This window comes from Trinickia diaoshuihuensis, assembly GCF_003390925.1.
GTDB lineage: Bacteria > Pseudomonadota > Gammaproteobacteria > Burkholderiales > Burkholderiaceae > Trinickia > Trinickia diaoshuihuensis.
Genome location: NZ_QUBS01000090.1, coordinates 250992 through 277791 on the forward strand (window position 1 = coordinate 250992; position 26800 = coordinate 277791).

Sequence of the window (26800 nt, forward strand, 5' to 3'; positions counted from 1 at the left end):
GCACGATCGGGGTCGATGAGATCGCCGAACTGGTCGATGCGGACTAGGACGTGGCGGGCTGCGCCATATATCGCCCCGGCGTCGTCCCGAAGGTATCGCGGAATACGTCGATGAACGCGCTCACGTTTTCATAGCCCAATTCGAGCGCGATGCGCGTGACCGGCATGCCGTCGGCGACGCGCTCCAAAGCCGCCAACATACGCGCCTGCTGGCGCCAGCGCCCGAACGTCAGCCCCGTCTGCGCCACGAACCTGCGGCTCATCGTGCGAGCCGAGACGCCGGCCCACGCGGCCCACTCCTCCTGCCGCCGGTTGTCCGCGAGGTTGTGCGTCAATGCATCGGTAATCTTCACGAGCGCAGAGTCGGTCGGACGCGGCAAATGGAGCGGCTCCGCCTGGGCGGCGATCAGTTCGTCGATAATCACTTCGGCAATGCGAGCCTTGGCGGCATCGAGCGGCCCGCCCGCCCACGCTCCCGCGCGGTGCACGGCCTCGCGCAGCAACCCGGTGGTGCGAATCGCGCGTGGACTCGCCGGGAGATCGCGGCATCGTGCCTCGCTAATGAATACGCTCCATCCCGAGAATGGACCGAACGAGCGCACCGAGTGCTCGACGTGCGGCGGTATCCAGATTGCATGCACGGCAGGCACGACCCATTGTTGCGACGCTATGCCGACGGAGACGAGCCCATTTAACGCGCCCATCAATTGCCCGCGTGGATGACTATGCGTCGATACCACGCGCGGCGCCGGTTGCCTCAGCTCGCCCGCGGCGAGAAACGGCCCTTCGTTCGATACGACGAGGTCGCCGGGGACGATCGTGACGGCGGAAGGCGATTGATTCACTTTGACCAAAATAGCGTATGGATTGACCGTTATACCGCAGCCTGGCCAACTCCGCACGCATAGACTTGGGCTTCACCTCACGCTAAAGGGAATCAGTCATGATGAAAGCCGCCGTTGTCACCGCCCCGGGAAGTCAACCCATCTATATGGATTTCCGTCGGCCCGAACCGCGCGAAGGCGAGCACATCGTCGAGGTAAGCGCGTCCGCGTTAAGTCAGCTCGCCCGTGGAAGGGCGGCGGGTCGTCATTATTCCTCGTCGAACAGCTATCCGCAGGTGGTGGGCGTCGACGGCGCTGGACGATTGAACGACGGCCGGCGCGTCTATTTCTTCGGGGCCACCGCGCCTTTTGGCGCAATGGCGGAATTCGCACCGGTTGCGCAAACGCAATGCATTGCGCTACCGGCCGCCATTAGCGACGTCACGGCAGCCGCCATCGCCAATCCGGGCATGTCTTCATGGGCGGCGTTGACGGAGCGCGCGCACTTGGTTCGCGGAGAGACGGTTTTGATCAACGGTGCAACGGGCGAATCGGGGCAACTCGCGGTGCAGATCGCCCGCCTGCTGGGCGCGGAAAAGATCATCGCGACGGGCCGTAATCCCGAGAAGCTCGAACGGCTGCGCGCGGGCGGCGTCGATACGACGATCACCTTGGCGAGCGACGAAAGCGAGATGAAAGAAGCGTTCTCGGCGGCGTTGCGCTCCGGCATCGACGTGGTGCTGGATTACCTTTGGGGGCCCAGCGCGCACGCCCTATTGCTCGCCGCCGCAAGCGCCTCGCCAGTGGAGCGCGCGCTGCGCTTCGTGCAGATCGGGTCCATGGGCGGGCTCGAACTCTCGTTGCCCGCGGCCGTATTGCGTTCGAAACCGATCAGCCTTATGGGAAGCGGCATCGGCAGCGTCCCGTTCACCCATCTATTGAAGGCTATCGAAGGCGTGCTGCACGCCGCGGCGGACGGCCATCTCCATATCACGGCCGACGCGGTACCGTTGGCCGATTTAGCCCAGCACTGGGACGACCAAGCGGGCAAGGGGCGCAAGGTATTCGTGCCGAACCCGCGTTAGGCACTTCGCTAATCGCGCTTGTTTCAAACGAATCGAAATCGTCCATTCAATTATTACTCGATTCGAAAAGGACATTTTCCGACTGATGCATTGATCACGAGTTGACCGCTACGCGAAGCCCGGCGCGGGGAGTGGAAAAGGAACAACAGCATCGTGCGGTGCCTATGAATCCAAAAATTTGAGCGTTATGCTCCGGCCCGATGCTCCTTTTTCAAAGCCAAAGAGCACGCCTCTCCCTCCATTCAACTTGAGATTTTGATCCAATGAAAGAAGTCGCGATGTCCATCGCAACGGGCGCACTTTGCGCCGTTGCCGCATCACCCGCCTTTGCTCAAAGCTCGGTCACGCTTTATGGCCTCATCGATACGGCCATTCGGTATCAAACGAATGCCGCGGCCGATGGCAAAGATCTGATCGGCATGACAGTCGGGCCGGAAACGCATAGCCGATGGGGTTTGAGGGGAAGCGAAGACTTGGGTGGCGGCGTGTCCGCCGTCTTCCGGCTCGAAAACGGCTTCGAGGTGAATACCGGCCAGCTTCATCAGGCGAACACGCTGTTCAGTCGTCAGGCATATGTGGGCTTGTCGAGCGAAAGGTGGGGGACGGTCACGTTCGGGAATCAATATGCGCCGATGTACGACACGATGGGCGATATCTTCGATCCATTGACCGTCGGCGACTATTGGCAAGACAGTTGGGCCTGGAACGGCATCGGCAACTATCTGACGATCGCGAACTCGGTCAAGTACAAGGCGAGCTATAAAGGCTTGAGCATCGATGCGGCCTACGGTTTCAGCAACAAGCCCGGTTCAGTCGGCAACGGTGCGACGTATGCCGTCGAACTGATGTACGCGCAAGGTCCGGCGACGCTCGGCGCCGGCTTCCAGCAAACGTCCGTCCTGTCCTCGCAAGGGGCCGTGGTCAATGGCGCGAAGATCAACATGCTGCACGTCAGCGCCGCCTATCAGATCACGCCCAAGGTGCGGCTGCTCGCGGGCTGGCTGCACCAGCAAGACCGCACCGGCACGCTGGACAGCGGCATGCAGCAAGCGGGTGCGCCCGTATTGCCCGGCGCCAGCCCGAACCGCATCGACGATACGTACTACTTGGGCGCCAACTGGCAAGCAACGGACCCGCTGCTCTTCACGTTCGCCGCTTACTACGGTCAAACCCGAAACGCCGAACGCCTCGACGGCACGCTCGGCTCGGGCATCAACTACTCGGGCACCGTGCTGGCCGAATACTCGCTTACGAAGCGCACGGAAATCTACGGCACCGCCGATTTCTCGCGCGGTACCGGAGCGTTTTCCGCGGACTATCCGGGCGTAACGAATCGGACAACCGGGGTAGTCGATTCGATCGGTCGTACGAACAACGTCGGCGCGGCCGTCGGTATCCGGACCATGTTCTGACGAGCCGGCAAGGCGTGCCGGGCGGCGCGGTGTTATCGCGTGCGGGTGAGTACGCGGCCCGCCCGCCGCCCGATATGGACGCCTCGCGCGAATGTCACTTCGCCGTTGACGATAACGGTTTCGATGCCCGCGGACGGCTGCGCGGGATTCTCATAGGTGGCGCGGTCGCCCACCGTCTGCGCGTCGAAGACGACGAGGTCGGCGTAGTTGCCCACTTCGATCGTGCCGCGCCGCCCGATGCCGAACGTTCGCGCCGTGAGGCCCGTCATTTTCCATATCGCCGTTTCCAGCGGAAACAAGTTCAGTTCGCGGCAATAGCGGCCGAGCACGCGTGAGAACGTGCCCCACAGGCGAGGATGCGGCTTTTCGCTGCTGGGCAAGCCGTCCGATCCGATCATCGTCTGTTCGAACGCCAAGATACGCTGCACGTCCGCTTCATCCATGCTGAAGTAGATCGCGCTGGCCGGCTGCAACCGCTTCGACGCCTCAGCGAGCGAGACACCCCACGATGCCGCGATGTCGGCCAGCTCATGCCCGACCAGCTCCGGATGCGAGCCGCTCGAAGCGATTCGCACGCGGCCCTTCAGACGCGCTTCGTCCTGATGGAGCATCGTCGAACTCGCATCGTAAGGGTAGCAATCGAGGCCGACGCATTGGCATTTCATCGCCGCCTCGATCAGCGGCAACGTGACAAGCGACCGTCCGAAGTTTTGTTCGCGCGCCAATTTGTGATGCGATATGACGACGGGGACGCCGAGCGCCCGCCCGATTTCGAGCGTCTCCTCGATCGATTCGACGCATCGATCGGCTTCGTCTCGCATATGCGTCACGTAGATGCCGCCTTTCTCGGCGAGCGGTCTGCACACCTCTACGATCTCGCGCGTCGTCGCCGCGGCGGCAGGCGGATAGTACGTCCCTGTCGAAAGCCCAACCGCACCCGCATCCATTGCCTCCGACAACAGCGCCTGCATCGCGCGCACCTCGTCCGGACGCGCCTCGCGATCGAGCGCGTCCATCGCCGAGACGCGCAACGTCGTATGCCCCACCATCGGGATTACGTTCACGGAGGCCGGCGATCGCTCGAGTGCACCCAAGTATCCGGCGAAATCGGGAAACGACGCGCCGCCGTGCAACTCACGGCTTGCGATCAAACTCAGCGGCATGGGCCGCGGCGCGTGGTCGGCAAGCGGCGCGGTGCTGACGCCGCAGTTGCCCGTCACCACGCTCGTCACGCCCTGCGAGACCTTGGCCAACATCAACGGATCGAGCAGCAGCGCCGCGTCGTCGTGGGTGTGCGAATCGATAAAACCTGGAGCGAGGATCTTTCCCGAGGCGTCGATGACTCTGTCGGCAGTCAATCGCGACGCGTCGCCGATAAAGACGATCTGGTCGCCGTCGATGCCGACGTCCGCATCGACGCGGGGCCGTTTCGTTCCGTCGATCAACGTTGCGCCGCGGATGAGGATGGAGAGCTTCATATCGTCTCGCGAGGCCATACCGTTCGTATCCCTGAATGATGAAGCGCGATGTCTTCGACGAGATGGAATATTGCCCGGTATGGGCCGGGTGTCTAATGATTTTCGCGACCGTGCCGATAACCGCCGGTTATGAGGGCTGCTTCTTATTCGCGCCGCGTATCGGGTAGCGTACAGTGACGCCGAACGGAAATCCTATCGGGAAAGGAAGCAACGTGCGGCTACGACATATCGAAGTGTTCAGCGCCATCGTTTCGACCGGCTCGGCGGCCGGTGCGGCCAAGCTGTTGCACATCTCACAGCCCGCGATCAGCAAGATCCTCAAGCATGCCGAACAATCGCTGGGCTTTGCCTTGTTCATCCGAGACAAAGGCAAACTCGTGCCCACGCCCGAAGCATTGCGGCTGCGTCAAGAACTGGCGCCGCTCGAAGATCAGTTACGGCGAATCCGGCGTTTATCGACAAGCCTGGCCCAGGGCGCGGTGCGCCCACTGACCGTCGCCGTCACGCCGGCGATCGCCTATAGCGTGTTGCCGCGCGCCGTCGGCGCGTGGTCGAAAGCATTTCCCGATGCGCAGTGCGAACTCGCCGTGGCTCATACGCGCGAGATCGAATATGCCTTGTTGCTCGGCGAGGCCGAACTGGGCTTGACCATGCGCCCCGTCTCGCATCCGAACCTGGTTACCACGCCTATTCTCGACTGCGCGTTGTGGGCCATCGCCCCGCCCGGCTGGTGGCCGGACGACATGCTGAGCCGTCCGTTCGAGCCCAACGAACTGACCAATACGCCATTCATCTCGATCGATACCGACGACTACCTGGGCGCGCTGATCGCCGACTGGCTGGCGGACGCCGAGGGTATCGGCTCGCGCCTATCCGTGCAGACTTATCCGCTGGCGCGAGCACTCGTCGAAAACCGCGTCGGCCTTGCGCTCGTCGATTCGCTGACTGCCCGATCGAGCGGCGGGCAGCACACCGTCCAGACGAGGCCCGTCGCTTCCGACCAGACCTTGCATGTCTATGCGGTCACCGAGCGTTCGCGGCCGCCTTTGAAGCCCGCCGAGCGCCTTTTGCAAGCGCTACGTGAAGCCGCCCGATAGCCGGCGGCGCGATGCCCATAACCCGCGTTTATCGCTTCAGCCTTTTTCGGCATTGGACGGTTAGCCCCTAGCAGCCAACAATGCGGAAATCGATATTCTAGGGATGGGCGATATGCACGTGCTGGTGTTGGGTGGCGGCGTGACCGGACTTGCGACGGCCTGGTATCTGGCCGCCGACGGCCATCGCGTGACGATCGTCGAACGCAATGCCGGCGTGGCGCTTGAAAGCAGCTATGCCAACGGCGGCCAGCTTTCGTATTGCTACGTGGCGCCTCTCGCCGGCCCCGGCATACTCTCCAAGTTGCCGCGGTGGCTGACGCAAGCGCACTCGCCGGTGCGATTCCGTCCGCGCGCCGATATCGACCAATGGCGCTGGCTGCTGAAATTCGTTCGGGCATGCACGCAGGCACAAAGCGAACTGGCGACGCGCCGCCTTTTAAGGCTCTCGTTCCTCAGCCGCGAACTGATGCGGGACCTCGTAACCCGTGAGTCCTCCCTCTCGTTCGACTACAAGGCCGCTGGAAAACTGGTGGTGTATCGGAACGAGGAAAGCTTCGCTTCGGCGCGGCATCTCGTGGATCTGCAACGCGATCTCGGTTGCGAGCAACGGGTGTTATCGCCACGCGAATGCGCGGTCGTCGAGCCGTCCTTGAGCGCGCTAGCGCCGAAACTAGCAGGCGGCATTTTTACGCCGAGCGAAGAGACGGCGGACTGCTATAAGTTTTGCACCGCCTTGGCCGAATTGCTTGGCTCGCGCAACGTTCAATTCATGCTCGGCACCGAGGTGACCGCTTTGCGCGCCCGCACGTTGGGGCGAGCATCTCGCATCTCGGTGCATGCCGGCGGCCGGGAGATCGAGGCCGATCAAGTCGTCTTGTGCGCGGGTACGGCAAGCGCGGACTTGTTGAAGCCGCTTGGGCTTAGAATCCCGCTTTATCCGCTCAAGGGATATAGCTTGACCGCCCGAATCGGCGAACGCGGTGCGGCGCCGCGCGCGAGCGTCACGGATTTCGATCGCAAGGTTGTCTATGCCCGCTTGGGCGATCGGCTTCGGATCGCCGGGATGGCCGACATCACCGGCCGCGATCCCAAGCCCGATCCGGCACGGATCGAATCTCTGCGGGCGGAAGCCGCACAAGCGTTTCCCGAGGCTGCCGATTACGGCCTCGCGGACGCATGGTGCGGATTGCGGCCGGCAACGCCGACGAGTACCCCCATCATCGGCCCAACCGGCTTCGACAATCTCTGGCTGAACCTTGGGCAAGGCGCGCTCGGTTTCACGCTCGCTTTGGCGAGCGGTTTGCTCGTCAGCGAGCTTATCGGCGGACGAACGCCATCGGTGCCGCTCGACGGTTTCGGGCTGCCCGCCTAGCGCCCTCCGATTCCGATGAGGTGAGCGAATGAATATTTCGCAAGAAACCCGTTACGACGTTACCGAGAAATCAGTGCAGCAACTCCATGCCGCGATGGCCTGCGGGGAGGTGACCGCTCGCCAACTCGTGCAAGGCTACATCGACAGAATCGAGGCATTCGACCGGAACGGCCCCAGGCTCAACTCTGTCGTCATGCTGAATCCGTCCGCCTTAGACGAAGCGGCGGCGCTCGACGTCGAGCGCTGCGAAAAGGGAATGCGCGGCCCACTGCATGGCATCCCCATTCTCATCAAGGACAACATCGACGTTGCGGGCCTGCCGACTTCCGGCGGCTCGTTGGCGTTTGCGAATCTCTATCCGCGCAGCGACGCTTTTCTCGTGGAAAAGCTGCGCTCCGCCGGCGCCATCGTGTTGGGAAAAACGACGCTGCACGAGTTAGCCGCCGGCGTAACGAACGTGTCGTCGTTGACGGGCTTTACACGCAATCCCTATGACCCGCGCCGGGTGCCCGGCGGTTCGAGCGGCGGCACGGCCGTTGCCGTTGCCGCGAGTTTCGCCGCGGTCGGCATCGGCAGCGATACCTGCGGTTCTCTGCGCCTTCCCGCGTCGTGCGAGTCGCTCTTTACGCTGCGGTTGTCGCGCGGTCTCGCAAGCCGCTCGGGCATGATGCCGCTGTCGCCCACCCAAGACATCGCGGGACCGCTCGCGCGAACCGTGGCCGATCTCGCCGTCACGCTCGACGCCATGGTCGGCGAGGATCCCGCCGATGCTTCGACGATCGGCGCCCGGGCGCATATTCCCCGCTCCTATTTGGCAGGTATTCGCGCCGACGCACTCGCGGGGCTAAGGATCGGGGTCCTGCGCCAACTGTTCGGCGGCGCCGCCGATGAAGTCGAGGTATCGGATCTGATCCGTCAAGCGTTGCAGACGATGCAGGGCTTAGGCGCGCAGCTCGTCGAGATCGACATTCCCGAACTCGAGCCACTCATGCGGGCGAGCAATGTCATCGCACATGAGTTCCGCTTCGCCCTAGCCGGCTATTTGCGCGGTTATCCCGCGTCCGCGATACGTTCGCTGGGCGATGTCATCGCCGCCGGTTTGCACCACGAGCAACTCGACACGGTGCTCAAAGCGAGAAACGCAATCTACGAGCCCGATAGCGACGCGTACAGGGAGGCCATCGCTCAGCAAGCGAAGCTGCGCGGGGTTGTGCAAGCCTGCATGGCGCGGCACCAGGTCGACGTATTGGCCTATCCTGCCTTGCGTCGCAAGCCGACGTTGATCGGGGAAATCTTGCCGGCCGATAACAGTCAACTTGGGCCGGGCACCGGCTTGCCCTCCATCGTGATGCCGGCCGGCTGGACGCGCGACGACCTGCCGGTGGGCATCGAACTGCTGGGTCGGCGCTACGCCGAGCAGGACTTGCTCAGCTACGCGAGCCACTGGGAAGCGCAGGCATGGACGCGCGTGCCGCCCTACAGCACGCCTAGCCTGTCCTACCTCTCTTCATCGAACCGGACGGTCCGCGGCAGCATCAATCTGCGCGAGCGAAGCGGTGACGAAGAGGGGGTACGCGTCGACTATACGTTGGACACGTTGACGGCCGAACTGCGCTACGAGGCGTGCGCGAGCGCGGTCCTGGCGGACCGGTTGATCGCCGTGACCGCTCATGTCGGACAAGAACAGTTGGCCGGCCCCATGTTCGCCCACCTGCTTCTGCGGGGCGAACGCCGCAGATCCGGCACGCTCCCGCTCGCACCGCATCAACTCGCTCGGTGGGTCGGCGGCGAGGTCGCGCTGCGCCTCACGACGACGAACGGAACGCAAGAAGCCGTGCCTGTGTGCCTCGGAACCGAGACGAACCCGCGAGGCTCGAGGCATCCATAACATGCGTTTATAGGCAATTGCCATATCGTCAATTGCTTGGACATATTGGCACGCGCACATTGAGAGCCTGGCGCCTGTCGAGATCGATCGGCAGGCCGACGAACTGGGCCAAGAGGAGTTGTCATGGAGACATCGACATTGAGTACACAAAACTGGCGCAAGGCAGCGCTGATTGCCATCATCTTCGTTGCTTGGGTCGTCGCATACGCCGACCGGATCGTCATCGGGACGGCCGTGATTCCCATAGCCCACGAATTTGGACTCAATGATCAAGAGCGCGGGTACGTTCTCGGCGCTTTCTACTTCACTTACGCATTCATGCAGCTTGGCGGCGGATGGCTCGCCGATCGCTACGGCGCGAAGCGCGTGCTGACCGCCTGTATCGTGATGTGGTCCTTCTTCACCGCGTTGACGGGGATGTCTTGGTCGTTCGCCTCGCTCGTCATCATTCGATTGCTGTTCGGGATCGGCGAGGGCGGCTTCGCGCCGGCCAATGCCGTCGCGATCGCGGAGAATTTTCAAAAGCACGAGCGTGGCCGCGTGCAATCGCTGATGTCCAGTACCGTGTTTCTCGGCAACGCGGCGGGGTCGATTTTCGTCGCAGCCGTCATTGCGGCGTACGGTTGGCGTTGGACGTTTCCGGCATTGGGGGTATGCGGCGTGATCGTCGCGGCGATGTTCGTCTTTATGCTCAAACCTCGGGAGTCGGTGCGCGGCGCCGGTGGAGCCGCTAAACACCGTTCGCAGTATCTGGACTTACTGCGCAATCCCATGACATGGCGTGTGGGCCTAATCTGGTTCTGCAGCAGCACGCTGTTCCTCGGCCTCCAATCATGGATGCCCTCGTATTTGCTGAAGGTTCGAGGCATAGACATCCAACATGTCGGGATTGCATCGATGATCCCTTACATCGCCGCGTTCTTCGGCACTAACGCCGTCGGCCATGTGATCGATAAAGCGGGCGCGCAGCGATCGAAACCGCTCATGGCGTGCGGCGCGCTACTGTGCGCCCTGTTCCTCGTTCTGATGATGACGACGTCCTCGCTCCCGCTGCTCGTGCTGTATTGGACGCTATGCATCTGCGCATTCACGATGGTCTACGCGACGGTTTTTACTGTTCCGCTCAAATATTTTCCGAATGACAAGGTCGGCAGTGCGACAGGGCTGATCAACTTCGGCGGTCAAATGGCCGGATTTATCGCACCGGTGATCATGGGGCATTTGATCGGGGCCTTCCATGGCTCATACGTCGGGGCCTTTTGGTATCTCGTGCTCTCGGCCGCGATCGCTTGCGTGGTCGCTTGCACGTTGAAGACGCCAAGTACGAATCAGGATTCGTCGCGGGTGGCGCTCGCCAACCCGTGATGTGAGCGGCCGGCAAGGGCGCGCGATCAGAACGGCCAGACCCACGACTTGATGACCTTCGCCCGCGAGCCTATCCGACAAGGCGCGGCCGATCCCTTTGCTCGCACCCGTGATTAGAAACGTACGTTTGAACATCGAAAAAAATCCTGAAGTTTTTAAAAAGTCGTCACGTGCCGATGCGAATGCGGATGGTCGACCCAAGGGGAACTCAAGATGATGCTGCATAGGTTGACCCTGGCGAAACTCGGGTCCTTATGCGCAAGAAAATCATCGTTGAAGGTGCCGAACGTCGTTCCGGGGCGATGTTTCGTGCCTTCATAGAAGGCGTCGATCATCCTGTCGGCGAACTGGGGGCCTCGCGGGTAGGCCTCGATCACGGCCTCGCGTTGCTCGTCCGTGAACTCGTCGAAGCCGCGTCCCGCCACATCCATGCCCGCTCCAGCTTGCAGCAGCGCGATCTCGCCGTGCATGTGCTCCGGAATGCCGGGCGTGGTGTGGAGCGCGACCGCGGTCCACACCTTCTCGATATCCGCTTCGTTTATGCGGTGGCTACGCAGAAAATCGCGCGCGGCGTTCGCGCCGTCCACCTCGAACCTCAGTTGACTTTCCCTATAGTCCGAGGTCAGGCCGATATCGTGGAACATGGCGGCAACGTATAGCAGCTCGGGATCGAAGGAGAGGTTCTTTCGTTTTCCAAGCAGCGATCCCCATAGGTACACGCGCGTGGAATGGTTGAACAGCAATGCGCTTTCGGTGTCGCGGATAAGCTGGGTCACCTCGCGGGTGAGCCGGCTATCGGGAATCACGACGCCGCACATTTCGCGGTTCATGACAGTGTTGTCTTGCTTCATGGCGATACTCGGTCTGTAAAAGGCTGTGGTTCCGCCGGCGCCGATGGCCCGCGTGACAACCCGAAATTACGCCTGTCACGGGCCACGAAAAAGACCCAAGATCGGCAAATTCGACTGCACTATCGCCCTCCTTGGCGTGCGTTTGCCGACCGGTCAGCCCGCCAGGCGACCGATTCTTGGTACATCGAAAATGTTCATTCCTGGTTCTTTCGCGTGCCCCAGCGCTGTATCAAACTGCAGCAACAGTCAGGAGCCAATACCTATGAACATTCGATCGATCGCCGGTTACGCTTGTATCGGTCTCGCCTTTGCCGCAGCCCTGCCCGCCGCGGCGCACGACAACGCTGAAACCGTCACGCCGAATTTCGCGCACGCCATTCCCAACATTCCGGGCAAATCGTTGAAGGCTGTCGTTGTCGACTACGCCCCCGGCGCGGCATCGCCGGCGCACACGCACGCCCCTTCGGCATTTATTTACGCGTACGTGCTCTCCGGCGAGATCGAATCGCAGGTGAACGATGGCCCCAAACGGATCTACCACGCCGGCGAAAGCTTTTTCGAAGAGCCCGGCGCGGTTCACCGTGTCAGTCGCAATGCGAGCGAATCCGAACCGGCGAAGTTGCTGGCGGTATTCGTCGTCGACAGCAACGACAAGGTTTTAACCACGCCTCTTAAGTAAATCACCGCATTAAGGAGTCACATGATGAGCAACCGTCTCGACTACAACCAACTCGCGCCCGCCGGCGCGAAAGCGCTCGGCGGCGTGTACGGCTATGTCTCGCAAAGCGGACTGTCGCCGATCCTCGTCGATCTGGTCTATCTGCGCGTCTCGCAGATCAACAACTGCGCCTACTGCCTGGACATGCACACGCGCGACTTGCTGAAGAAGGGCGTGAAAATCGAAAAACTAGCGCTATTGCAGGCGTGGAGAGAGGCCGGCGGTCTGTTCGACGAACGAGAGCGCGCAGCGCTCGCCTGGGCGGAATCGGTAACGCTCGTGGCGCAAACCGGCGTGCCCGACGCTGCCTACGAGGCCGCTCGTGCGGCTTTCGAGGAGCGCGAGCTCGTCGATTTGACGATCGCAATCAGCCTGATGAACACCTATAACCGTATGGCGATCAGCTTCCGTAATACGCCGCAAGCCGTGTTGGAACGGTGAACCTATTGCACTGATTTCAGCGGTGCGGCCAGATGAATATTGGAGGATCCAATATGATCCACGATCGCAGGCACCAAGATTCCCGATAGCGCGATGGCGCGCGCGGCCACCGAACTCATTCGCGACACGGAATCGGACCTGCTTTTTCACCACTCCACCCGAGTGTTTCTCTTCGGCGAGCCGACCGGTGGGCGCAAGCGGCTCAAGTACGACCCGGGGCTTCTTTATATCGGCGCGATGTTTTACGATATCGGATTGACCGAGCAATTCCACACGCCCCAGAATCGCTTCGAAGTCGACGGTGCGAATGCCGCGCGCCGTTTCCTCGAAGATCATCGCATTCCCGAAGACGATATCGACCTGGTTTGGGACGCCATTGCCTTGCATACCACGCCTGGTATTCCGCAGTTTGAGAAGCCGGTGGTTCAACTCATGACCGCTGGGGTGGAGAATCGATCACCCCACCGGCAGCCGAGCTTTTGTTGCGCGCGGAACGTTTCATAGCTAGGGTATTGGCTTCAACAATTCCGGGAGCGCTCGATGACCGCATCCGCCGCCGTTTTCGCTATTCTCGTCGCGTTATGGCTAGGTGCCATGATTCCGGGACCGAGTTTCGTGCTGGTCGCGCGCAATGCAATTGGGCTTTCCCGTAGTGACGGACTGGCCACCGCCCTCGGGATGGGGGTAGGCGGCATCTTTTTCGGCGGCGTTGCGCTCGCCGGGCTTTACACGCTGTTGCAGGCCGTCGAATGGCTCTATATCGGTTTAAAAATAGCGGGTGGCGCGTACCTGCTTTTTATCGCTTCAAAGATTTGGCGCGGAGCCGGGCATCCCATCACGGTCGATGACAGGCTCGCCACACTGACGGGCAGCACACGCAAATCGTTCTGGCTCGGTCTCACGACGCAACTGAGCAATCCGAAAACCGCCATTTGGTACGGCAGTATTTTTGCCGCACTGCTTCCTGCGCATCCACCGCTTTGGTGCTATTTCGTTCTGCCACCGCTCGTGTTTGCCGTGGAATGCGGGTGGTATACGATCGTCGCGCTATGTTTTTCCAGCAAGGGGCCCCGCGAAATGTATCTCCGGGCGAAGAAATGGATCGACCGCATTGCCGCTGGCGCCATTTCCGTGCTCGGTGTGCGATTGATTCTCAATGGGTCCAAAGCCGGGATTTAACGCGGCTCTAAGCAAACGACGCCGGATCGGCATTGCCCCCACAGATCACCACGGCAACTTTCTCCCCCGGCGCGGGTAGGTAACCTCCCGACACCAGCGCCGCCAACGCCGTTGCGCCGCCCGGCTCGGAGACGAGCTTAAGCTTCCCCACAAAAGCCGTTGCGCCTGCCGGATTTGCTCGTCGGACACCAACACCGAATCGCTGACGGCAGGCAGCAGCACCGAGAACGGCACGTCACCGATACGTTTACACCCGAGCGAATCCGCGGCAATGCCCCCGGTTTGCACATCGACGGGCATGCGCGCCTGCAACGCGCGGTTGAGCGTTGGACATTCGGTCGGTTCGACGGCGACGATTCTTACGCGCCCGGCAAACCAGGCCGCAATACCGCCAATAAATCCGCCGCCTCCCACGGAAACCAACACGGTGTCGACATCGGGCGCTTGCGCCTCGAGTTCGATCGCAATCGTTCCTTGCCCCGCCACCGTCGCGGCATCGTCGAACGCATGAACTTTGAGCGCCCCCGTTTCCGCGGCCCGCGCTTCGCTAGCGGCCAGTGCTTCGACATAGGTATCGCCCGCCACAACGATTTGCGCGTCGAGATCCGTCAGCATCTTGCGCTTGATTGCCGTAGCTAGGCTCGGCACGAAGATCTCGGCGCGAACGCCCAGTCTTTTAGCCGCGTAAGCGACTGCGATACCGTGGTTTCCACCCGAGGCGGCGATGACACCCGCCGGGGGAAGCGGTGCGCTGAGCAGCCGATTGAACGCACCTCTGGGTTTGAAGGAGCCCGTGACCTGGAGAGACTCCAATTTGAGGAACATGTCGCCGGCAACGTCGAAGCAACCAGGTTCGAGCCGTATAACAGGCGTGGTGCGAATATAAGGCGCGATACGCTGCGCGGCCGCGCGAATGTCTTCTTGAGCAATCATTTGGATCCTTCCTCGTAATGCGCTTCTTGGGAACGGCCAGCGGAAATGACACTCACCGGTGCCTGACGGCGTTCGTCAACGGTCAAGCGAAACACGTCCGGGCGGCTGTAATGGCCCGTCACGTCGAAATCGAACTTACCGCGGGCGATGTTTCGCAGATCGATCTCCGCCGTCAAAATGGTTTCCTCACCGAACGCCGGACCGGCAAGGATTCGGCCAAACGGATCGACGATGCAACTCCCACCGGCCTGCACGACCGCTTCGGGATCGTCGCCGAACGGGCTGGGGTATTGCTCCGGATAGTCGCCGCGCCGTAAAAACTGATTGCTCGCAAGGACGTAGCACCGGCCTTCGATCGCGATATGCTGCATCGAGGCAACCCAGCTCGGCCGCGAATCGGCCGTCGGCGCACAGTAGAGCTGAATCCCTTTCGCATACATGGCCGTGCGCATCATCGGCATGTAGTTCTCCCAGCAAATCACCGCTCCGAGTTTGCCTAGATCCGTGTCGAGCACGGGCATGGTCGAACCGTCACCGTAACCCCAGATCAATCGCTCCGCACCGGTCGGCATCAACTTGCGATGCTTGCCGACAAATGCTCCGGTCGGACCGAAAAACAGCACGCAGCAATAGAGTGTTCCCGCATCGCGCTCGATCACGCCGATCACGATATGGACGCCATGACATCCCGCAATAGCGCCCAATTCCTCCACGTACGGCCCCGGTACATCGATCGCCGCTTCCCAATACTCCCGATAGGCGTCTCTTCCTTCGTCACTGCGTCCGCCCACGTACGACCCAAACACATGCCCCTTCGGATACCCGCCGACGAACGCTTCGGGGAAGACCACCAGCTTGGCGCCTCGAGATACGGCCGATGCAACCAGATCCTCCACTTTGGCTAACGTCTGGCGCTGATCGAAAGGCACCGGCGTGCCTTGAACGACTGCCGCGATCCATGGGGCTTGCGTCTTCAACTCACTCACATCGCCTCCTTGTGTATCTATAGTGAACGTGATAGTATCAATAAAGAACATCGTAGTCTCTTGCCGAATACTTGGCAAGTGGCGCGCGTTCGTCTTTGTCTAACGATTCGAGGAGAGGTGATGGGTGAAATCGCGACGGTCAATAGCGTTGAGCACGCCATTCGTCTCGTCGAGTTGATGGCCGCCTCGGAACTCGGGCTCGGCGTCAGCCAGTTGGCGCAGTCCTTGGACCTGCCGCGCGCGACGGTCTATCGGCTACTTAAAACGTTGATACAACGTGAGTGGATCGTTCAGGAGGACAAAGCCTATCGGCTCAGCTTGCGTCTGACCGGGCTCTTTCAAGGCGTGGGCGCCGGCGCGCAGGCGGCGCTGGCCGAGCGGGTCAAGCCGCTATTGCAAAGCCTCGTCAACGAGACAGGGGAAACGGCCCACTTTGCCGTGCTCGATGGCGATCGCGTCGTCTATCTCGCGAAGGTCGATTCACCTCACCCGATTCGTATGTTTTCTCAAGTGGGTTGGCGCGGGCCGCTGCATGCAACCGGTGTCGGCAAGGTACTGCTCGCTTCGCTCGAAGCGAAATTGCTTTCACGCGTGTGCGACGAGGGACTCGAACGTTTTACGCCCAATACCATCGTCGAGAAGGCAAAGCTCGAGGCGGAACTCGCGCAGATCCGCAAGCAAGGTTACGCGGTGGATGCGGAGGAACTCATCGCGGGTTTGACGTGCGTGGCCGTACCGCTGCTGCGCGGCAACGAGGTCCTGGGTGCGATATCGGTCGCGGGTCCGACCGCGCGCGTGGGCAATCCGAAAGCGCTGGCGAAGGTCTTGAGCGCAGCCGTCACGGCGTCGCGGGTATCGGCGTAGCTTTCGTTTCGGCCGGACGCGATCGCATCCGGCCAATTCGCTTACGTCGCGTCCCGCAACAGGTTCAAGATTCGCCCAGAGATGGCCGATGATTCCCCGGCCGATCAGTCGAGCGAGAGCGCCGATGCGATTGCATAGATGTCGATCGACGTGCCGTAAGGCATCTGCACTTCGACCATCACTTCCGGACGATCGGACGTCGGAAAGAACTGTTTCTTCACGACAGCCATCCCTGCAACGGCCACCACGAACGAGCCGATTACGATTGTCGCGACCATCCATTTACCCTCGACGACACGCACGAGGAAGCGGCGGAAGCGTTGGTACCTGGGCGTGTTGTAGATCGCCTCGTGTCCACCCTCGATTCGGGGTATCTCGGGCAACAACTTCACGCCGAGATAGGGCGTAAAGACGACGGCGACGACCCAGGACGTGACCAACGCGATGCCGACGATCCAGAACATGTTGCTCGTGTATTCGCCGGCCGTCGATCGTGCAAAGCCGTTCGGCATGAAGCCGACGGCCGTGACGAGCGTGCCGGAGAGCATCGGCGCGGCCGTGTGGCTCCATGCGTACGCCGATGCCTGAACGCGGCTGTAGCCCTCCTCCATTTTGACGACCATCATTTCGATGGCGATGATCGCGTCGTCGGCCAGCAGGCCGAGCGCCAGAATCAACGACCCGAGGGTGATGCGGTCGAAATTCCTCCCCGTCGCGGCCATCACGATGAATACGCCGGCAAGCGTGAGCGGCACTGCCGCCGACACGACGATCCCCACACGCCAGCCCATGCTCGCGAAACTGACGATCATGACGACAAGCAATGCGACGAAAAACTTGATCATGAATTCATCGATGGACGAATGAATATTGACGGCTTGATCCGTGACTTTCGTCAAACTCATTCCCAGCGGCAAACCCGCGTTGATCTTCTCCACTTCCTGATCGAGCGCCGCGCCGAGGTTCGAGCCATTCCAGCCGTCGCGCATGACGACGCCCAACAGTAAGGCGGGCTCGCCGTCGTTGCGGATCTGGAATGTCGCCGGGTCTTCGTAACCGCGTTCGACGTTCGCCACGTCGGACAGCTTGAGCGTGCGTCCCTGAACGACGATCGGCGTATCGCGGATTTTTTGGAGTTTGTCGAAGGCGCCTTCGACGCGAATAAAGACTTGCGCGCCGCCCGTATCGATCGAGCCGGCCGGCGTGAGCACGTTCTGGCCGTTCAGCGCCGCGAAAATTTCTTGGGGCGTGACGCCGAGCGTGGCGAGGCGGTCGTGCGAGAAGGAGATGAAAATCCGCTGTGCCTGTTCGCCGACGATATTGACTTTCTTCACGCCTGCCACGTGAAGGAGCCGCCGACGAAGCGCTTCGGCGTCGCGCACCAGTAGCCGTTCGGGCTGCCCTTTCGCCTTCAGCGCAACGGTGCCGGTCCTCACGGCAAATCTCGATGCGGCCATGAACTCGCTCGATGTCATGCTGGGCTCGCCGCCGGGCACGCATCGCACGGAGCTTGCCGCCGCCGCGCCGATTCCCGCGGCACCCTCCATCGGCGATATGGGCAAGCCCGCGGATCCGCTGCAACGGCGGCCCGACCTGATCGCGGCCGAGCGTCGTCTCGCCGCGTCGAATGCCCGTATCGGCGCGGCGATCGGCGAGTACTACCCGAAGCTTTCGCTCTCCGCGCTGCTCGGGAGCGCCACCGCGGTATCGGCCGGCACGCTGTTCTCGGGCGGCGCCACCCAAGCCGCGGGGCTTTTGGGTTTGCGTTGGCGCTTGTTCGATTTCGGCCGCATCAATGCCGAAGTGGGCGAGGCGAAGGGCAAGGACGCCGAAGCGCTCGCAGCCTATCGCCAAGCCGTCCTGCATGCCGACGAAACACTGCTTCAGGCGGCCGATGCGAGGGCGCAAGCGCAAACGGAATCGGCTCGCGCGGCGATTGCGACATTCAAGGCGCTCGGCGGCGGATGGGATACCTCCGCGGATCCGGTGCGGTTGTCGTCGGCCGATTGATCGAGCCGACGCGCACTAAGCGCGCTTGGCCCCGATGAACGCCGTCAGTTGTTCGCTCACGTCGCTGAGGATTTCGTTCGAAAATGACGGATCGACATCGTCGACGGCCCTCGACAGCGCCATCGCTCCCACCATCGCCGCCAGCATCGTCACCGCCTTAGCCTTGTCTCCCGGTTCGCCGGCGGACGTTAGCATCGATCGGAGCAGCTCGACGTATTGTTCGATCCCATCGCGAAACGCTTGACGTGTTCCCCCAGGCTGCCGCCATACCTCGGACGCCAGTGCCGCGTTCGGGCAGCCCATCTCGGGATGATCGCGGTGCATCGGCGACAAATAGCGCACGACGAACTCGGCAGCGGACAACCCCGCCAATCCTCTGACGGTGTCGTCGAAGGCACGTTTCGTCGCGGCCTCGGCGAGCGCTTCCTTCGAGCCGTAGTGGCTGTACAGCGCGCCATGCGTCAAGCCCGCCGCGCCCGCCACCGCCGCCACGCTCATTTGGTCGAAACCGCGCTCGCGCATCAACGCCGCCGCGGCTTTTTCGATCGCTTCCCGGTTCTCGCTCGCACGCGCCTTCGTAACCTTCATATCTATCTCTCCTGTACATCCGACGGCAAAGCCCCGAGGCAACGTTCAGGTTGTTTCGGAACTATTGATTGCAATCGCAATTTTACCGCCTGAACAGCCGGATGACAGGCGGGCGGCATCCGGCGCCGCCCGGTACCGGCCGTCGAAAAAACGCTTGACTTTATTCATTGCAAGCCCAATCATTCTATACATTGCGATCGCAATTAAAAAGAACGCGAGCACTTCATCCCCAACTCGGAGTCGAACATGAATATCGAAGGATCGGTCGTACTGCTCACTGGCGCGAACGGCGGAATCGGGCGTGCATTCGTCGAACAACTGCTCAAGCGCGGCGCGTCGAAGATCTATCTAGGTGTGCGAAACCCCGCGGCCGTGCAGGACCTCGTCGGCCAGTCGGATCGACTCGTTCCGATCGAACTCGATCTGAGCCGGCCGGATCAGATCGCCCGCGCCGCAAGCGCCGTGTCGGATATCAATCTGCTGATCAACAATGCCGGAACGGCCGCTTTTAGCGGTGCGCTGTCCGCCCGCGATACGACCGGCGCGCGAGCCGAAATGGAAGCCAATTACTTCGGCGTGCTTGCCCTCTCGCAAGCCTTACGCGATACCGCGGCGTTTCACGCCGGCGGCGCCATCGTCAATATTCTTTCGGTCCTGTCCCATATCACGCTGCCCGTTGCCGGCACGTACTCGGCGTCGAAGGCCGCCGCCTTGCACCTCACGCGTACGTTGCGCGCCGAACTGAAATCGCGCGGCGTGCAAGTTCTGGCCGTCCTGCCCGCGCAAACCGACACCGCAATGGGCGCCGCGTTGCCCGAGCCGAAACTGACGCCGCAGCAGGTCGCATCCGGGGCACTCGACGCACTAGCCGCCGGCGCGGAAGAGGTGTTCCCCGGCGAACTGTCGCAGGCCACCGCGAAGGCATTCAAGGACGACCCGGAGGGCATCCAAGCGCAATTGGCGCAACTCGTTCACGCAATCGATTGAACGGCGTCACCGCTTGCCGGTCAAGCTGAACAACGCCTTACGTAACGCCTTGGCGCGGCGCTCGCCGAATTGCTGTTCGAATTCGTTCTGCGCCGAGCGCCACGCCCGTTTCGCCTGACCAAACGTCCGTAAGCCGAGTTTGGTCAAGTTGAGCGTATGGGCGCGCGCATCGCCCTCCGACACGCCTGCCTGCACCAAGCCGTCGCGCTGCAACGGCTTGAGCGCGCGCAACAGCGTCGTGCGATCCATCACGAGCGCCTCGGCAAGCTCGCTCATGAGCATGTCCTCCCGGCGCGAAAGCGCCGCCATGATCGAAAACTGCGCGGGCGTCACGCCGATCGGCTGCAAATGCCGCTCGTAAATTTGTGTGACGAAACGCGCTGCCTGGCGCAGGGCGAAGCAGTTGCAAGCATCGGCTATCTGAATATCGTCCATGACGAGCAATCTATATGTGCGTATGCACAGAGTCAATTTATACTGCTCGGTATCCCCCAAGACGGCCGAAACAGCCGCGAGCACACGCGCATGGACTATTTCGACAAACTGCGGCTCTTTCGATCCGTCGTGGAGCAACGCAGCTTCACCCGCGCCGCCGACATTCACGGCGTGGCCCGCCCCGTGGTATCGCGCGCGATCGCCGAACTCGAGGCGCGCTTCGGTTGCCGGCTGCTGCACCGTACCACACGGCAAGTTACGTTGACGGAAGCGGCCGAACGGATTTACGAGCGGTGCGCAGCCGCACTCGACGAACTCGATTCGCTCGAAGCGGAGACCGTCACGCACACGCGCGAGCCCGACGGCCTGCTGCGGCTCGTCGCGCACACGAGCGCCACGCTCAATCGCCTCGTGCCGCTGATTGCGGGTTTCAAGGCCGCCCATCCGAAGGTGCGCCTCGACGTCACGCTGACGGAGCGGCCCGTCGATCTCGTCGGCGAGGGCTATGACATCGGCATCGTCGTACCGTACATGCTCACGAGCGAATCGACCGTCGTACGGCTCATCGAGCGTATTCCGTTCGTTATCGTCGCCACACCCGAGTATCTGCGGACTCATGGGCGGCCCACCATGCCGGCCGAGCTGGCCGACCACCTGTTCGTGCCGATGTCGCCGTCGATCCGGCGCCCCGCGCTCGCGTTCAATCACGAAGGGGAAACGATAACCGTGCCGTACCGGTTCGACGTCTCCTCGAACAGCCCCGTGTTCAATCGCGAAATGGTCGCCCGCCATTTCGGCATCGGCGTCGTGCCGAAAGGGCTCGTCGAGCAGGAGCTTGCGTCCGGCATCCTCGTTCAAATACTCGAAGACGCCGATCTCGTCGACGCGTTCGTCGAAATCAAACTCGCCTATGCGAACCGCGCGCTACTGCCGGCGAAGGTCAAAGCGTTTATCGACTATACGGCAGCCTACAGCGAGAACGTCGAGCCGGTACGGTAATCGCCGCCGATTGGTACAAGCACGGCACCAATCTGATCCATTCCCGCATATCGCTTCTTGCATAGCTCGGCACATAACATGTGCATATGCATAGGCCTACTCTCATCGATGACGACTGTTTCGCCGTCCGGCAGGCCGCCCGTCGAATCTCGCAGTTTTACGAGCGCTACCTGTCGCATGCGGGCATCACCGCCTCGCAGTACAGCATCCTCGCGCTGCTGAGCGATCGCCCCGGTCTGACGATGGCGGCCCTCTCGAGCGCCCTCGTCATCGAACGTTCCGCCCTGCTGCGTGCGCTCAAACCGCTCGTGAGCGCGGCGCTCGTGGCAGGCCATTGCGAGGATAACCGCCGGCGGCTCAGCTACATGCTGACCGCCGACGGTGAAGCAAAGGTCGCACGGGCGCATACGTATTGGCTCGCCGCACAAGACGCGTTCGAGCGGCGTTTCGGGACCTCCGAGGCCGCGCGGCTCCGAGACGAACTATTCCGAGTCACGCACCAGATCCCGGAACGTTGACGCAATCCCTAGATCGGCGCGCCGCGTCGATCGTTTTAATGAGTGCATATACACAGGTGAAGCGATGGATACGACACAGACTTCCGTCTCTCGCGAGGCGGCTCCGGCCCTAGACGCCGTGCGGCAGCGCCGGCGGATCCCTTGGATGGCGATCGCGGTATCCGCCGTGGTAGTGGTCGTGGCGTCGGCCGCACTCTATTGGAACTTCGTGCTGCGCTTCGAGCAAAGCACCGACGATGCCTATGTGGGCGGCAACGTCACGGTGCTTGCGCCGAAGGTCAACGGGTTCGTCGAGCAAATCCTCGTCACCGACAATCAGCGTGTCAAGGCCGGCGACGTGCTCGTTCGACTCGACTCACGAGACTATGACGCGAAGCTCGCGCAGGCGAGCGCCGAAGTCGATAGCGCGCGCGCCGCCGTCGCCGAACTGCAGGCCAAGCAGCAACTGCAATTCGCGGTGATCGGCCAGCATGCGGCGGATAAGAGCGCGTCCGCGGCCGAATTGACGCGCGCCGCATCGGACAAAGTGCGCTATGGCGAACTCGTGAAATCCGACGCCGTGTCCAATCAGATCGTCGAGCGGGCCGACGCTGATTACACGAAGGCGAGCGCCGGTCTCGCGCGCAGCGACGCCGCGCTGCTCGCGGCACAGCGCCAGCTCGACGTGCTCGGCGCGCAGATCGTCGATGCCCGCGCTCGCGTGAGCACCGCGCTGGCCGCGCAAAAAGTCGCGGCGCTGAACGTCGAGTACACGACGATCCGCTCGCCGGTGGACGGCTACGTCGGCAACCGGACCGGCCGAGTCGGCATGCTCGCGAACGTGGGCGCCCCGCTGCTGACCATCGTGCCGGCCTCGGGTCTTTGGATCGATGCGAACTTCAAGGAAGACCAACTGAAGCGGATGCATCCGGGTGATCGCGTCGATATCTCGCTCGACGCCTCCAGCGTGAGTCTGCATGGTCACGTCGATAGTCTCGCGCCCGCGACCGGTGCGACCTTCAGCGTGCTACCCGCCGAGAACGCGACCGGTAACTTCACGAAGATCGTGCAGCGCGTACCCGTGCGCGTCCTGCTCGACCCGCAGCCCGATCTGGAAAACGTGCTGCGCCCCGGGCTATCCGCCGTCGTGACGGTGCACACCGGCCGCGCGCACTGAGACGGAGTCGATCATGACCACCGCATTCGCCGGCGACCCGTCGGCGCAACCGATGAAGCAGCGCGTATTCGCCTTCGCGCTGATGTGCGTCGGCTTCTTCATGGCGACGCTCGACATCCAAATCGTCGCCTCCTCGCTGCGCGACATCGGCGGCGGACTGTCAGCCAGCCAAGACGAGTTGTCCTGGGTGCAGACGGCCTATCTGATCGCCGAAATCATCGTGATTCCGATGTCGGGCTGGCTGTCGAAAGTGCTGTCCACGCGCTGGCTCTTCGTCGCATCGGCGGTCGGCTTCACGATAACGAGCATGCTGTGCGGCCTCGCTTGGGACATCGACTCGATGATTCTCTTCCGCGGGCTGCAAGGCGCGCTCGGCGCCGCGATGATTCCGACGGTATTCACGACGGCGTTCGTGCTGTTCCCCGGCAAGCAGCGGCTCGTCGCTTCGACGACGATCGGCGCGCTTGCCTCGCTTGCCCCCGCGATCGGGCCCGTGATCGGCGGTTGGATCACCGCCCAATGGTCTTGGCACTGGCTGTTCTACTTGAACCTCTTGCCCGGCATCGTCGTCGCTGCGCTGGTGCCGCGTTACGTCCATATCGATACGCCTGACCTGAGCCTCGTCAAGCGCGGCGATTACCCCGGCATTGCGCTGATGTCGGGCTTCCTTGGCTGCCTCGAATACGTGCTCGAAGAAGGCCCGCGCAAGAACTGGTTCGGAGACCATGTGATCGTCGCCTGCGCCTGGGTCTCCGCGATCTGCGGCTTCCTGTTCGTCGTGCACGCGCTCACCGCCAAGGATCCGATCGTCGATCTACGCGCCCTCGCCGTGCGCAATTTCGGAATCGGCAGCTTACTGTCGTTCGTCACGGGAATCGGGATTTTCGTCACGGTGTTCCTGACACCTCTCTTTCTCGCGCAGGTGCGCGGCTTCAGTTCGCTGCAGATCGGCGTCGCCCTGCTCTCGGTCGGGGCCTTTCAGATGCTCGCGCTCGGCGCTTATGCGATCGCGTCGCGGTACGTGAGTATGCGCGCCTTGCTCGTATTCGGCCTCGTCTGCTTCGGCCTCGGCTGCTACTTGTACACGCCGATCACGCACGATTGGGGCTGGCAGCAACTGCTGCTGCCGCAAGCACTGCGCGGCATCGGCCAACAATTCAGCGTGCCGCCCATCGTCACGATGTCGCTCGGTTCGCTGCCGCAGTCGCGGCTCAAATCGGCGAGCGGTTTGTTCAACCTCATGCGCAACCTCGGCGGCGCGATCGGTATCGCCGTCAGCGCAACGATGCTCAACGACCGGCTGAACTTCCATTACTTGCGCCTAAACGAACACGTTAGCGCCGGACAGCCGCAGATACAAGCGTTGTTGAATCAGCAGAGCGCGTATTGGGCAAGCGTGGCGGGCGATACGTTCAATGCCGCGCAAGCGGGGCTCGCCAATTTGCATCACCTCGTCTATCGCGAGGCGCTGACGCTGACCTATGCCGATGCGTATTACGCGCTATCGCTCTGTTTTGTCGTGGCGCTCGTCGCCGTCCTGTTCTCCAAACCAATTTCGTTGAGCGCGCCGCCGCCGGACGCGCACTGAGAGACTCGCCATGAAAAAGCTTCTCGTTGCCGTCGCCGTGAGCCTATTTGCCGCCGGCTGCGCCGTGCAGCCGGCCGCGCACCCGCCGCTGCGCGAGTCCGTGGACTCCCTGGCACCCGCCGCGTGGGATATCGAAGCACCGCCTGCCGGCGCCGATGCGGCCGCTTGGTGGGCGCAGTTTCGCGACCCCGTGCTCGACCAGTTGATCGCGACCGTGCTCGACGGCAACCTCGACGTTCGGGCCGCTGCCGAGCGGGTAAAACAGGCGCAGGCGCTGACCGTCGAAAAGCGCTCGGTGCTGCTGCCCGAACTCGATGCAACCGCGCGCGCCGCCGATGCACGGCAGAACACGCCACCGCCGGTGGGCTATGTGAAGCAAGCAGGCGCGGGCCTCGCGCTGAGTTGGTCGCCCGACGTGTTCGGCGGGGAGCGGCTCGATCTGCTCGCGGCGAAAGCAGACCTCGTGGGACGACAGCACGCGCAAGACGCGATACGGCTCGCGCTCGCCGCGGATACGGCCTCTGCCTATGTCGATCTACGATGGGCCCAGCAGGAACTGCTGATCTTGCAGGACAACGCGAAGATCCGGCAACGCGCGCTCGAACTCACGCGCAAACGGCTGGCGTTCGGGCTGTCCACCGAACTGGACGTCACGCGCGCTCAAAACCAGCTCGACGCGCTCGAAGCCCGCATCCCGGCGACGCAGGCACAGATCGCCCATGAGCTGAACTTGATTGCCGTCTATTCCGGCCGCACGCCCGAATCGGTCGATCGTCTCGTGCTGGCCCAGCCCCGCGACATCCCGGCGCCGCCGGAAGGCGCACCGCAAACGCTGCCGTCCGAAGCGCTCCTGCGCCGCCCCGACGTCTTGACGGCGTACGCCCAAGTGGAAAGCCGTGCGGCGCAAGTCGGCGTGGCAAAGGCGCAGCGGTATCCGAAGTTCTCGCTGAACCTCACCGACGGCATACTGGCCGCCTCGTATCTAGGGCTGCCCACGCTCACCGACAATCTCTTCAGCGCGGCGCTGAGCGCGACGAGCCCTATCTTCAACGCGGGACGCATTACGGCCGGCATCGCGCAAAGCGAAAGCCGGATGCGCGAGTCGGAACTCGAACTGCGGCAGACGATGCTAGAAGCGCTGCGCGAAGTCGAGGACTCGCGCGCGAATCTCGTCGGCACGACCGAATCGACGCGGCGCCTAACCCGCGCGCTCGCCTCATCCGATAAGGCGCTTGGGTTAGCGAACCAACTCTACAAGGCCGGTGCGACCGATTTCCTCGACGTGTTATCGGCCCAGGAAGTTTATCTGCGCGATTCGGACTCGCTCAATCAAGCGCGGCGCGAGCATGCGCTTTCCGCGGTCGCGCTGTATCGCTCGCTGGGCGGCGGCTGGAGCACCGGGGACACGGCCGACGTCATGAGCGCCGCGCGATAAGCCGATGGACGCGCTTGCCCGAAGACTCGTTGACGGTCTCGGCGTCGAGCAGCAACTGGACGTCGCCGAGGCCTTCCCTGACTTGCGCGGCGTCGAATCCGGCATAGAGCCGGCCGGTGCCGTCGCGCTTGGATGCGGAATCCGAGACTCGCCAGCTCAGGTAAAGCGTTCCGCCCGGCTTGAGAATATCGGCCAGGCGCGCACAGGCACGCGTGACTTCCTCGGGCGGCAAATGCATGACGACGGTCTCGCAAAGCACGTTGTCGAATGTCTGCGCATCGATCGAGCCGAGTTCCGGAAGCGCGTCGTGCTTGAAGACGAGATTCGGATAAGCGGCCTCGGCTTGCGCGAGCAGTCCCGGCGCCGCGTCATAGCCGATCGTGGGGAAGCCGTGATCGTTTAGCCACGCAACGTCGCGGCCGGCGCCGCAACCGATATCGGCCGTTTTACCGCCAGGGGTGAAATACTGCTGCAGCAGCGCGTACATGTCGGCGGGCGCTGGCTGGTCGCGCCACTCGGCGGCGAATCGGCTCGCGCCCGTCGAGTAGGCTTCGATAGTCTGTTCGTCCATGACAACTCCCTCCGGTCAAAA

At 62.4% G+C, this 26800-nt stretch carries 23 protein-coding genes and 5 pseudogenes; 18 read left to right on the top strand and 10 right to left on the bottom strand.

What is annotated here, in order from left to right; genetic code table 11:
- Window positions 1-43 precede the first annotated feature (43 nt).
- Window positions 44-853 carry an AraC family transcriptional regulator gene (locus tag DXT59_RS29425; RefSeq protein ID WP_420823437.1) on the bottom strand — a complete coding sequence of 270 codons (810 nt, stop codon included), beginning with the start codon at window positions 851-853 and terminating at the stop codon, window positions 44-46.
- Between the two features lie 92 nt (window positions 854-945).
- Between DXT59_RS29425 and DXT59_RS29430 the strand changes: the two genes are divergently transcribed.
- Complete coding sequence (locus DXT59_RS29430) at window positions 946-1908, top strand: quinone oxidoreductase family protein (RefSeq protein ID WP_116142276.1); 963 nt, start codon at window positions 946-948, stop codon at window positions 1906-1908.
- 263 nt (window positions 1909-2171) lie between these two features.
- Entirely contained in the window at window positions 2172-3320 is a 1149-nt protein-coding gene (locus tag DXT59_RS29435) for a porin (protein WP_116141908.1), read from the top strand.
- 32 nt (window positions 3321-3352) lie between these two features.
- On the opposite strand, the gene DXT59_RS29440 is transcribed toward DXT59_RS29435, so the two are convergent.
- Complete coding sequence (locus DXT59_RS29440) at window positions 3353-4798, bottom strand: N-acyl-D-amino-acid deacylase family protein (protein WP_240324734.1); 1446 nt, start codon at window positions 4796-4798, stop codon at window positions 3353-3355.
- Window positions 4799-5010: 212 nt separating this feature from the next.
- On the opposite strand from DXT59_RS29440, the gene DXT59_RS29445 reads away from it, so the two are divergent.
- The 4 genes from DXT59_RS29445 (at window position 5011) to DXT59_RS29460 (ending at window position 10520) form a co-directional block, all read left to right on the top strand.
- Window positions 5011-5895 (top strand): LysR family transcriptional regulator, encoded by an 885-nt coding sequence (locus DXT59_RS29445; protein ID WP_116142278.1) that lies wholly within the window; start codon window positions 5011-5013, stop codon window positions 5893-5895.
- Window positions 5896-5998: 103 nt separating this feature from the next.
- Entirely contained in the window at window positions 5999-7267 is a 1269-nt protein-coding gene (locus DXT59_RS29450; protein ID WP_338065206.1) for a D-amino acid dehydrogenase, read from the top strand.
- 28 nt (window positions 7268-7295) lie between these two features.
- Window positions 7296-9155, top strand: a complete 1860-nt coding sequence (locus DXT59_RS29455; RefSeq protein ID WP_116141912.1) for an amidase — start codon at window positions 7296-7298, stop codon at window positions 9153-9155.
- 123 nt (window positions 9156-9278) lie between these two features.
- Window positions 9279-10520 (top strand): MFS transporter, encoded by a 1242-nt coding sequence (locus DXT59_RS29460; protein WP_116141914.1) that lies wholly within the window; start codon window positions 9279-9281, stop codon window positions 10518-10520.
- Between the two features lie 33 nt (window positions 10521-10553).
- Here DXT59_RS29460 and DXT59_RS31380 read toward each other — a convergent pair.
- Together DXT59_RS31380 and DXT59_RS29470 are read right to left on the bottom strand one after the other, a co-directional pair.
- A pseudogene (locus DXT59_RS31380) lies at window positions 10554-10655 on the bottom strand (SDR family NAD(P)-dependent oxidoreductase); the annotation flags it as partial.
- Window positions 10656-10675: 20 nt separating this feature from the next.
- The gene (locus tag DXT59_RS29470; RefSeq protein ID WP_116141916.1) at window positions 10676-11371 is read right to left on the bottom strand and encodes an HD domain-containing protein; all 696 of its coding nucleotides are present in this window, start codon (window positions 11369-11371) and stop codon (window positions 10676-10678) included.
- A gap of 262 nt (window positions 11372-11633) precedes the next feature.
- Here DXT59_RS29470 and DXT59_RS29475 point away from each other — a divergent pair, with 262 nt between their 5' ends.
- From DXT59_RS29475 to DXT59_RS29490, 4 genes and pseudogenes are all read left to right on the top strand, one after another.
- The gene (locus DXT59_RS29475; RefSeq protein ID WP_116141918.1) at window positions 11634-12050 is read left to right on the top strand and encodes a cupin domain-containing protein; all 417 of its coding nucleotides are present in this window, start codon (window positions 11634-11636) and stop codon (window positions 12048-12050) included.
- 24 nt (window positions 12051-12074) lie between these two features.
- A complete protein-coding gene (locus DXT59_RS29480; protein ID WP_116142281.1) occupies window positions 12075-12530 on the top strand; it encodes a carboxymuconolactone decarboxylase family protein in 456 nt (151 codons plus the stop codon).
- 93 nt (window positions 12531-12623) lie between these two features.
- Window positions 12624-12980: pseudogene (locus DXT59_RS29485) on the top strand (HD domain-containing protein); the annotation flags it as partial.
- Between the two features lie 90 nt (window positions 12981-13070).
- Entirely contained in the window at window positions 13071-13709 is a 639-nt protein-coding gene (locus DXT59_RS29490) for a LysE family translocator (protein WP_116141920.1), read from the top strand.
- Window positions 13710-13716: 7 nt separating this feature from the next.
- Here DXT59_RS29490 and DXT59_RS29495 read toward each other — a convergent pair.
- Window positions 13717-14642 (bottom strand): annotated as a pseudogene (locus DXT59_RS29495) (threonine/serine dehydratase).
- On the bottom strand, window positions 14639-15628 hold the full coding sequence (locus tag DXT59_RS29500) for a nitrilase-related carbon-nitrogen hydrolase (protein WP_240324735.1): 990 nt from the start codon (window positions 15626-15628) through the stop codon (window positions 14639-14641). The pseudogene DXT59_RS29495 and the gene DXT59_RS29500 overlap by 4 nt, the downstream one beginning before the upstream one ends.
- Window positions 15629-15748: 120 nt before the next feature.
- On the opposite strand from DXT59_RS29500, the gene DXT59_RS29505 reads away from it, so the two are divergent.
- Entirely contained in the window at window positions 15749-16492 is a 744-nt protein-coding gene (locus DXT59_RS29505) for an IclR family transcriptional regulator (RefSeq protein ID WP_116141925.1), read from the top strand.
- A gap of 140 nt (window positions 16493-16632) precedes the next feature.
- On the opposite strand, the pseudogene DXT59_RS29510 reads toward DXT59_RS29505, so the two are convergent.
- Window positions 16633-17910: pseudogene (locus DXT59_RS29510) on the bottom strand (efflux RND transporter permease subunit); the annotation flags it as partial.
- Between DXT59_RS29510 and DXT59_RS29515 the strand changes: the two are divergent.
- A pseudogene (locus DXT59_RS29515) lies at window positions 17909-18502 on the top strand (TolC family protein); the annotation flags it as partial. The pseudogenes DXT59_RS29510 and DXT59_RS29515 overlap by 2 nt on opposite strands.
- Window positions 18503-18517: 15 nt before the next feature.
- On the opposite strand, the gene DXT59_RS29520 reads toward DXT59_RS29515, so the two are convergent.
- Complete coding sequence (locus DXT59_RS29520) at window positions 18518-19090, bottom strand: TetR/AcrR family transcriptional regulator (RefSeq protein WP_116141927.1); 573 nt, start codon at window positions 19088-19090, stop codon at window positions 18518-18520.
- Window positions 19091-19336: 246 nt separating this feature from the next.
- Between DXT59_RS29520 and DXT59_RS29525 the strand changes: the two genes are divergently transcribed.
- Window positions 19337-20077 carry an SDR family NAD(P)-dependent oxidoreductase gene (locus DXT59_RS29525; protein ID WP_116141929.1) on the top strand — a complete coding sequence of 247 codons (741 nt, stop codon included), beginning with the start codon at window positions 19337-19339 and terminating at the stop codon, window positions 20075-20077.
- Between the two features lie 6 nt (window positions 20078-20083).
- On the opposite strand, the gene DXT59_RS29530 is transcribed toward DXT59_RS29525, so the two are convergent.
- A complete protein-coding gene (locus DXT59_RS29530) occupies window positions 20084-20512 on the bottom strand; it encodes a MarR family winged helix-turn-helix transcriptional regulator (RefSeq protein WP_116141931.1) in 429 nt (142 codons plus the stop codon).
- Window positions 20513-20602: 90 nt separating this feature from the next.
- Here DXT59_RS29530 and DXT59_RS29535 point away from each other — a divergent pair, with 90 nt between their 5' ends.
- The 5 genes from DXT59_RS29535 (at window position 20603) to DXT59_RS29555 (ending at window position 26208) form a co-directional block, all read left to right on the top strand.
- On the top strand, window positions 20603-21511 hold the full coding sequence (locus tag DXT59_RS29535) for a LysR family transcriptional regulator (protein ID WP_116141933.1): 909 nt from the start codon (window positions 20603-20605) through the stop codon (window positions 21509-21511).
- Between the two features lie 86 nt (window positions 21512-21597).
- Window positions 21598-22029, top strand: coding sequence for a MarR family winged helix-turn-helix transcriptional regulator (locus DXT59_RS29540; protein ID WP_116141935.1), 432 nt, complete (start codon window positions 21598-21600; stop codon window positions 22027-22029).
- A gap of 64 nt (window positions 22030-22093) precedes the next feature.
- Window positions 22094-23185, top strand: a complete 1092-nt coding sequence (locus tag DXT59_RS29545; protein ID WP_116141937.1) for an HlyD family secretion protein — start codon at window positions 22094-22096, stop codon at window positions 23183-23185.
- A 13-nt stretch (window positions 23186-23198) separates the two neighbouring features.
- Entirely contained in the window at window positions 23199-24773 is a 1575-nt protein-coding gene (locus DXT59_RS29550; RefSeq protein WP_116141939.1) for a DHA2 family efflux MFS transporter permease subunit, read from the top strand.
- A 10-nt stretch (window positions 24774-24783) separates the two neighbouring features.
- Window positions 24784-26208, top strand: coding sequence for an efflux transporter outer membrane subunit (locus DXT59_RS29555; protein ID WP_116141941.1), 1425 nt, complete (start codon window positions 24784-24786; stop codon window positions 26206-26208).
- On the opposite strand, the gene DXT59_RS29560 is transcribed toward DXT59_RS29555, so the two are convergent.
- Complete coding sequence (locus DXT59_RS29560; protein ID WP_116141943.1) at window positions 26189-26779, bottom strand: class I SAM-dependent methyltransferase; 591 nt, start codon at window positions 26777-26779, stop codon at window positions 26189-26191. The two genes, DXT59_RS29555 and DXT59_RS29560, sit on opposite strands and share 20 nt — an antisense overlap.
- Window positions 26780-26800 lie beyond the last annotated feature (21 nt).

What these genes read in the sequence shown, in the direction of transcription:
- DXT59_RS29430 (WP_116142276.1), top strand. Translation starts at nt 946, where the DNA reads ATGAAAGCCGCCGTTGTCACCGCCCCGGGAAGTCAACCCATCTATATG.
- DXT59_RS29435 (WP_116141908.1), top strand. Translation starts at nt 2,172, where the DNA reads ATGAAAGAAGTCGCGATGTCCATCGCAACGGGCGCACTTTGCGCCGTT.
- DXT59_RS29440 (WP_240324734.1), bottom strand. Translation starts at nt 4,798, where the DNA reads ATGAAGCTCTCCATCCTCATCCGCGGCGCAACGTTGATCGACGGAACG.
- DXT59_RS29450 (WP_338065206.1), top strand. Translation starts at nt 5,999, where the DNA reads ATGGGCGATATGCACGTGCTGGTGTTGGGTGGCGGCGTGACCGGACTT.
- DXT59_RS29455 (WP_116141912.1), top strand. Translation starts at nt 7,296, where the DNA reads ATGAATATTTCGCAAGAAACCCGTTACGACGTTACCGAGAAATCAGTG.
- DXT59_RS29460 (WP_116141914.1), top strand. Translation starts at nt 9,279, where the DNA reads ATGGAGACATCGACATTGAGTACACAAAACTGGCGCAAGGCAGCGCTG.
- DXT59_RS29470 (WP_116141916.1), bottom strand. Translation starts at nt 11,371, where the DNA reads ATGAAGCAAGACAACACTGTCATGAACCGCGAAATGTGCGGCGTCGTG.
- DXT59_RS29475 (WP_116141918.1), top strand. Translation starts at nt 11,634, where the DNA reads ATGAACATTCGATCGATCGCCGGTTACGCTTGTATCGGTCTCGCCTTT.
- DXT59_RS29480 (WP_116142281.1), top strand. Translation starts at nt 12,075, where the DNA reads ATGAGCAACCGTCTCGACTACAACCAACTCGCGCCCGCCGGCGCGAAA.
- DXT59_RS29490 (WP_116141920.1), top strand. Translation starts at nt 13,071, where the DNA reads ATGACCGCATCCGCCGCCGTTTTCGCTATTCTCGTCGCGTTATGGCTA.
- DXT59_RS29505 (WP_116141925.1), top strand. Translation starts at nt 15,749, where the DNA reads ATGGGTGAAATCGCGACGGTCAATAGCGTTGAGCACGCCATTCGTCTC.
- DXT59_RS29520 (WP_116141927.1), bottom strand. Translation starts at nt 19,090, where the DNA reads ATGAAGGTTACGAAGGCGCGTGCGAGCGAGAACCGGGAAGCGATCGAA.
- DXT59_RS29525 (WP_116141929.1), top strand. Translation starts at nt 19,337, where the DNA reads ATGAATATCGAAGGATCGGTCGTACTGCTCACTGGCGCGAACGGCGGA.
- DXT59_RS29530 (WP_116141931.1), bottom strand. Translation starts at nt 20,512, where the DNA reads ATGGACGATATTCAGATAGCCGATGCTTGCAACTGCTTCGCCCTGCGC.
- DXT59_RS29535 (WP_116141933.1), top strand. Translation starts at nt 20,603, where the DNA reads ATGGACTATTTCGACAAACTGCGGCTCTTTCGATCCGTCGTGGAGCAA.
- DXT59_RS29540 (WP_116141935.1), top strand. Translation starts at nt 21,598, where the DNA reads ATGCATAGGCCTACTCTCATCGATGACGACTGTTTCGCCGTCCGGCAG.
- DXT59_RS29545 (WP_116141937.1), top strand. Translation starts at nt 22,094, where the DNA reads ATGGATACGACACAGACTTCCGTCTCTCGCGAGGCGGCTCCGGCCCTA.
- DXT59_RS29550 (WP_116141939.1), top strand. Translation starts at nt 23,199, where the DNA reads ATGACCACCGCATTCGCCGGCGACCCGTCGGCGCAACCGATGAAGCAG.
- DXT59_RS29555 (WP_116141941.1), top strand. Translation starts at nt 24,784, where the DNA reads ATGAAAAAGCTTCTCGTTGCCGTCGCCGTGAGCCTATTTGCCGCCGGC.
- DXT59_RS29560 (WP_116141943.1), bottom strand. Translation starts at nt 26,779, where the DNA reads ATGGACGAACAGACTATCGAAGCCTACTCGACGGGCGCGAGCCGATTC.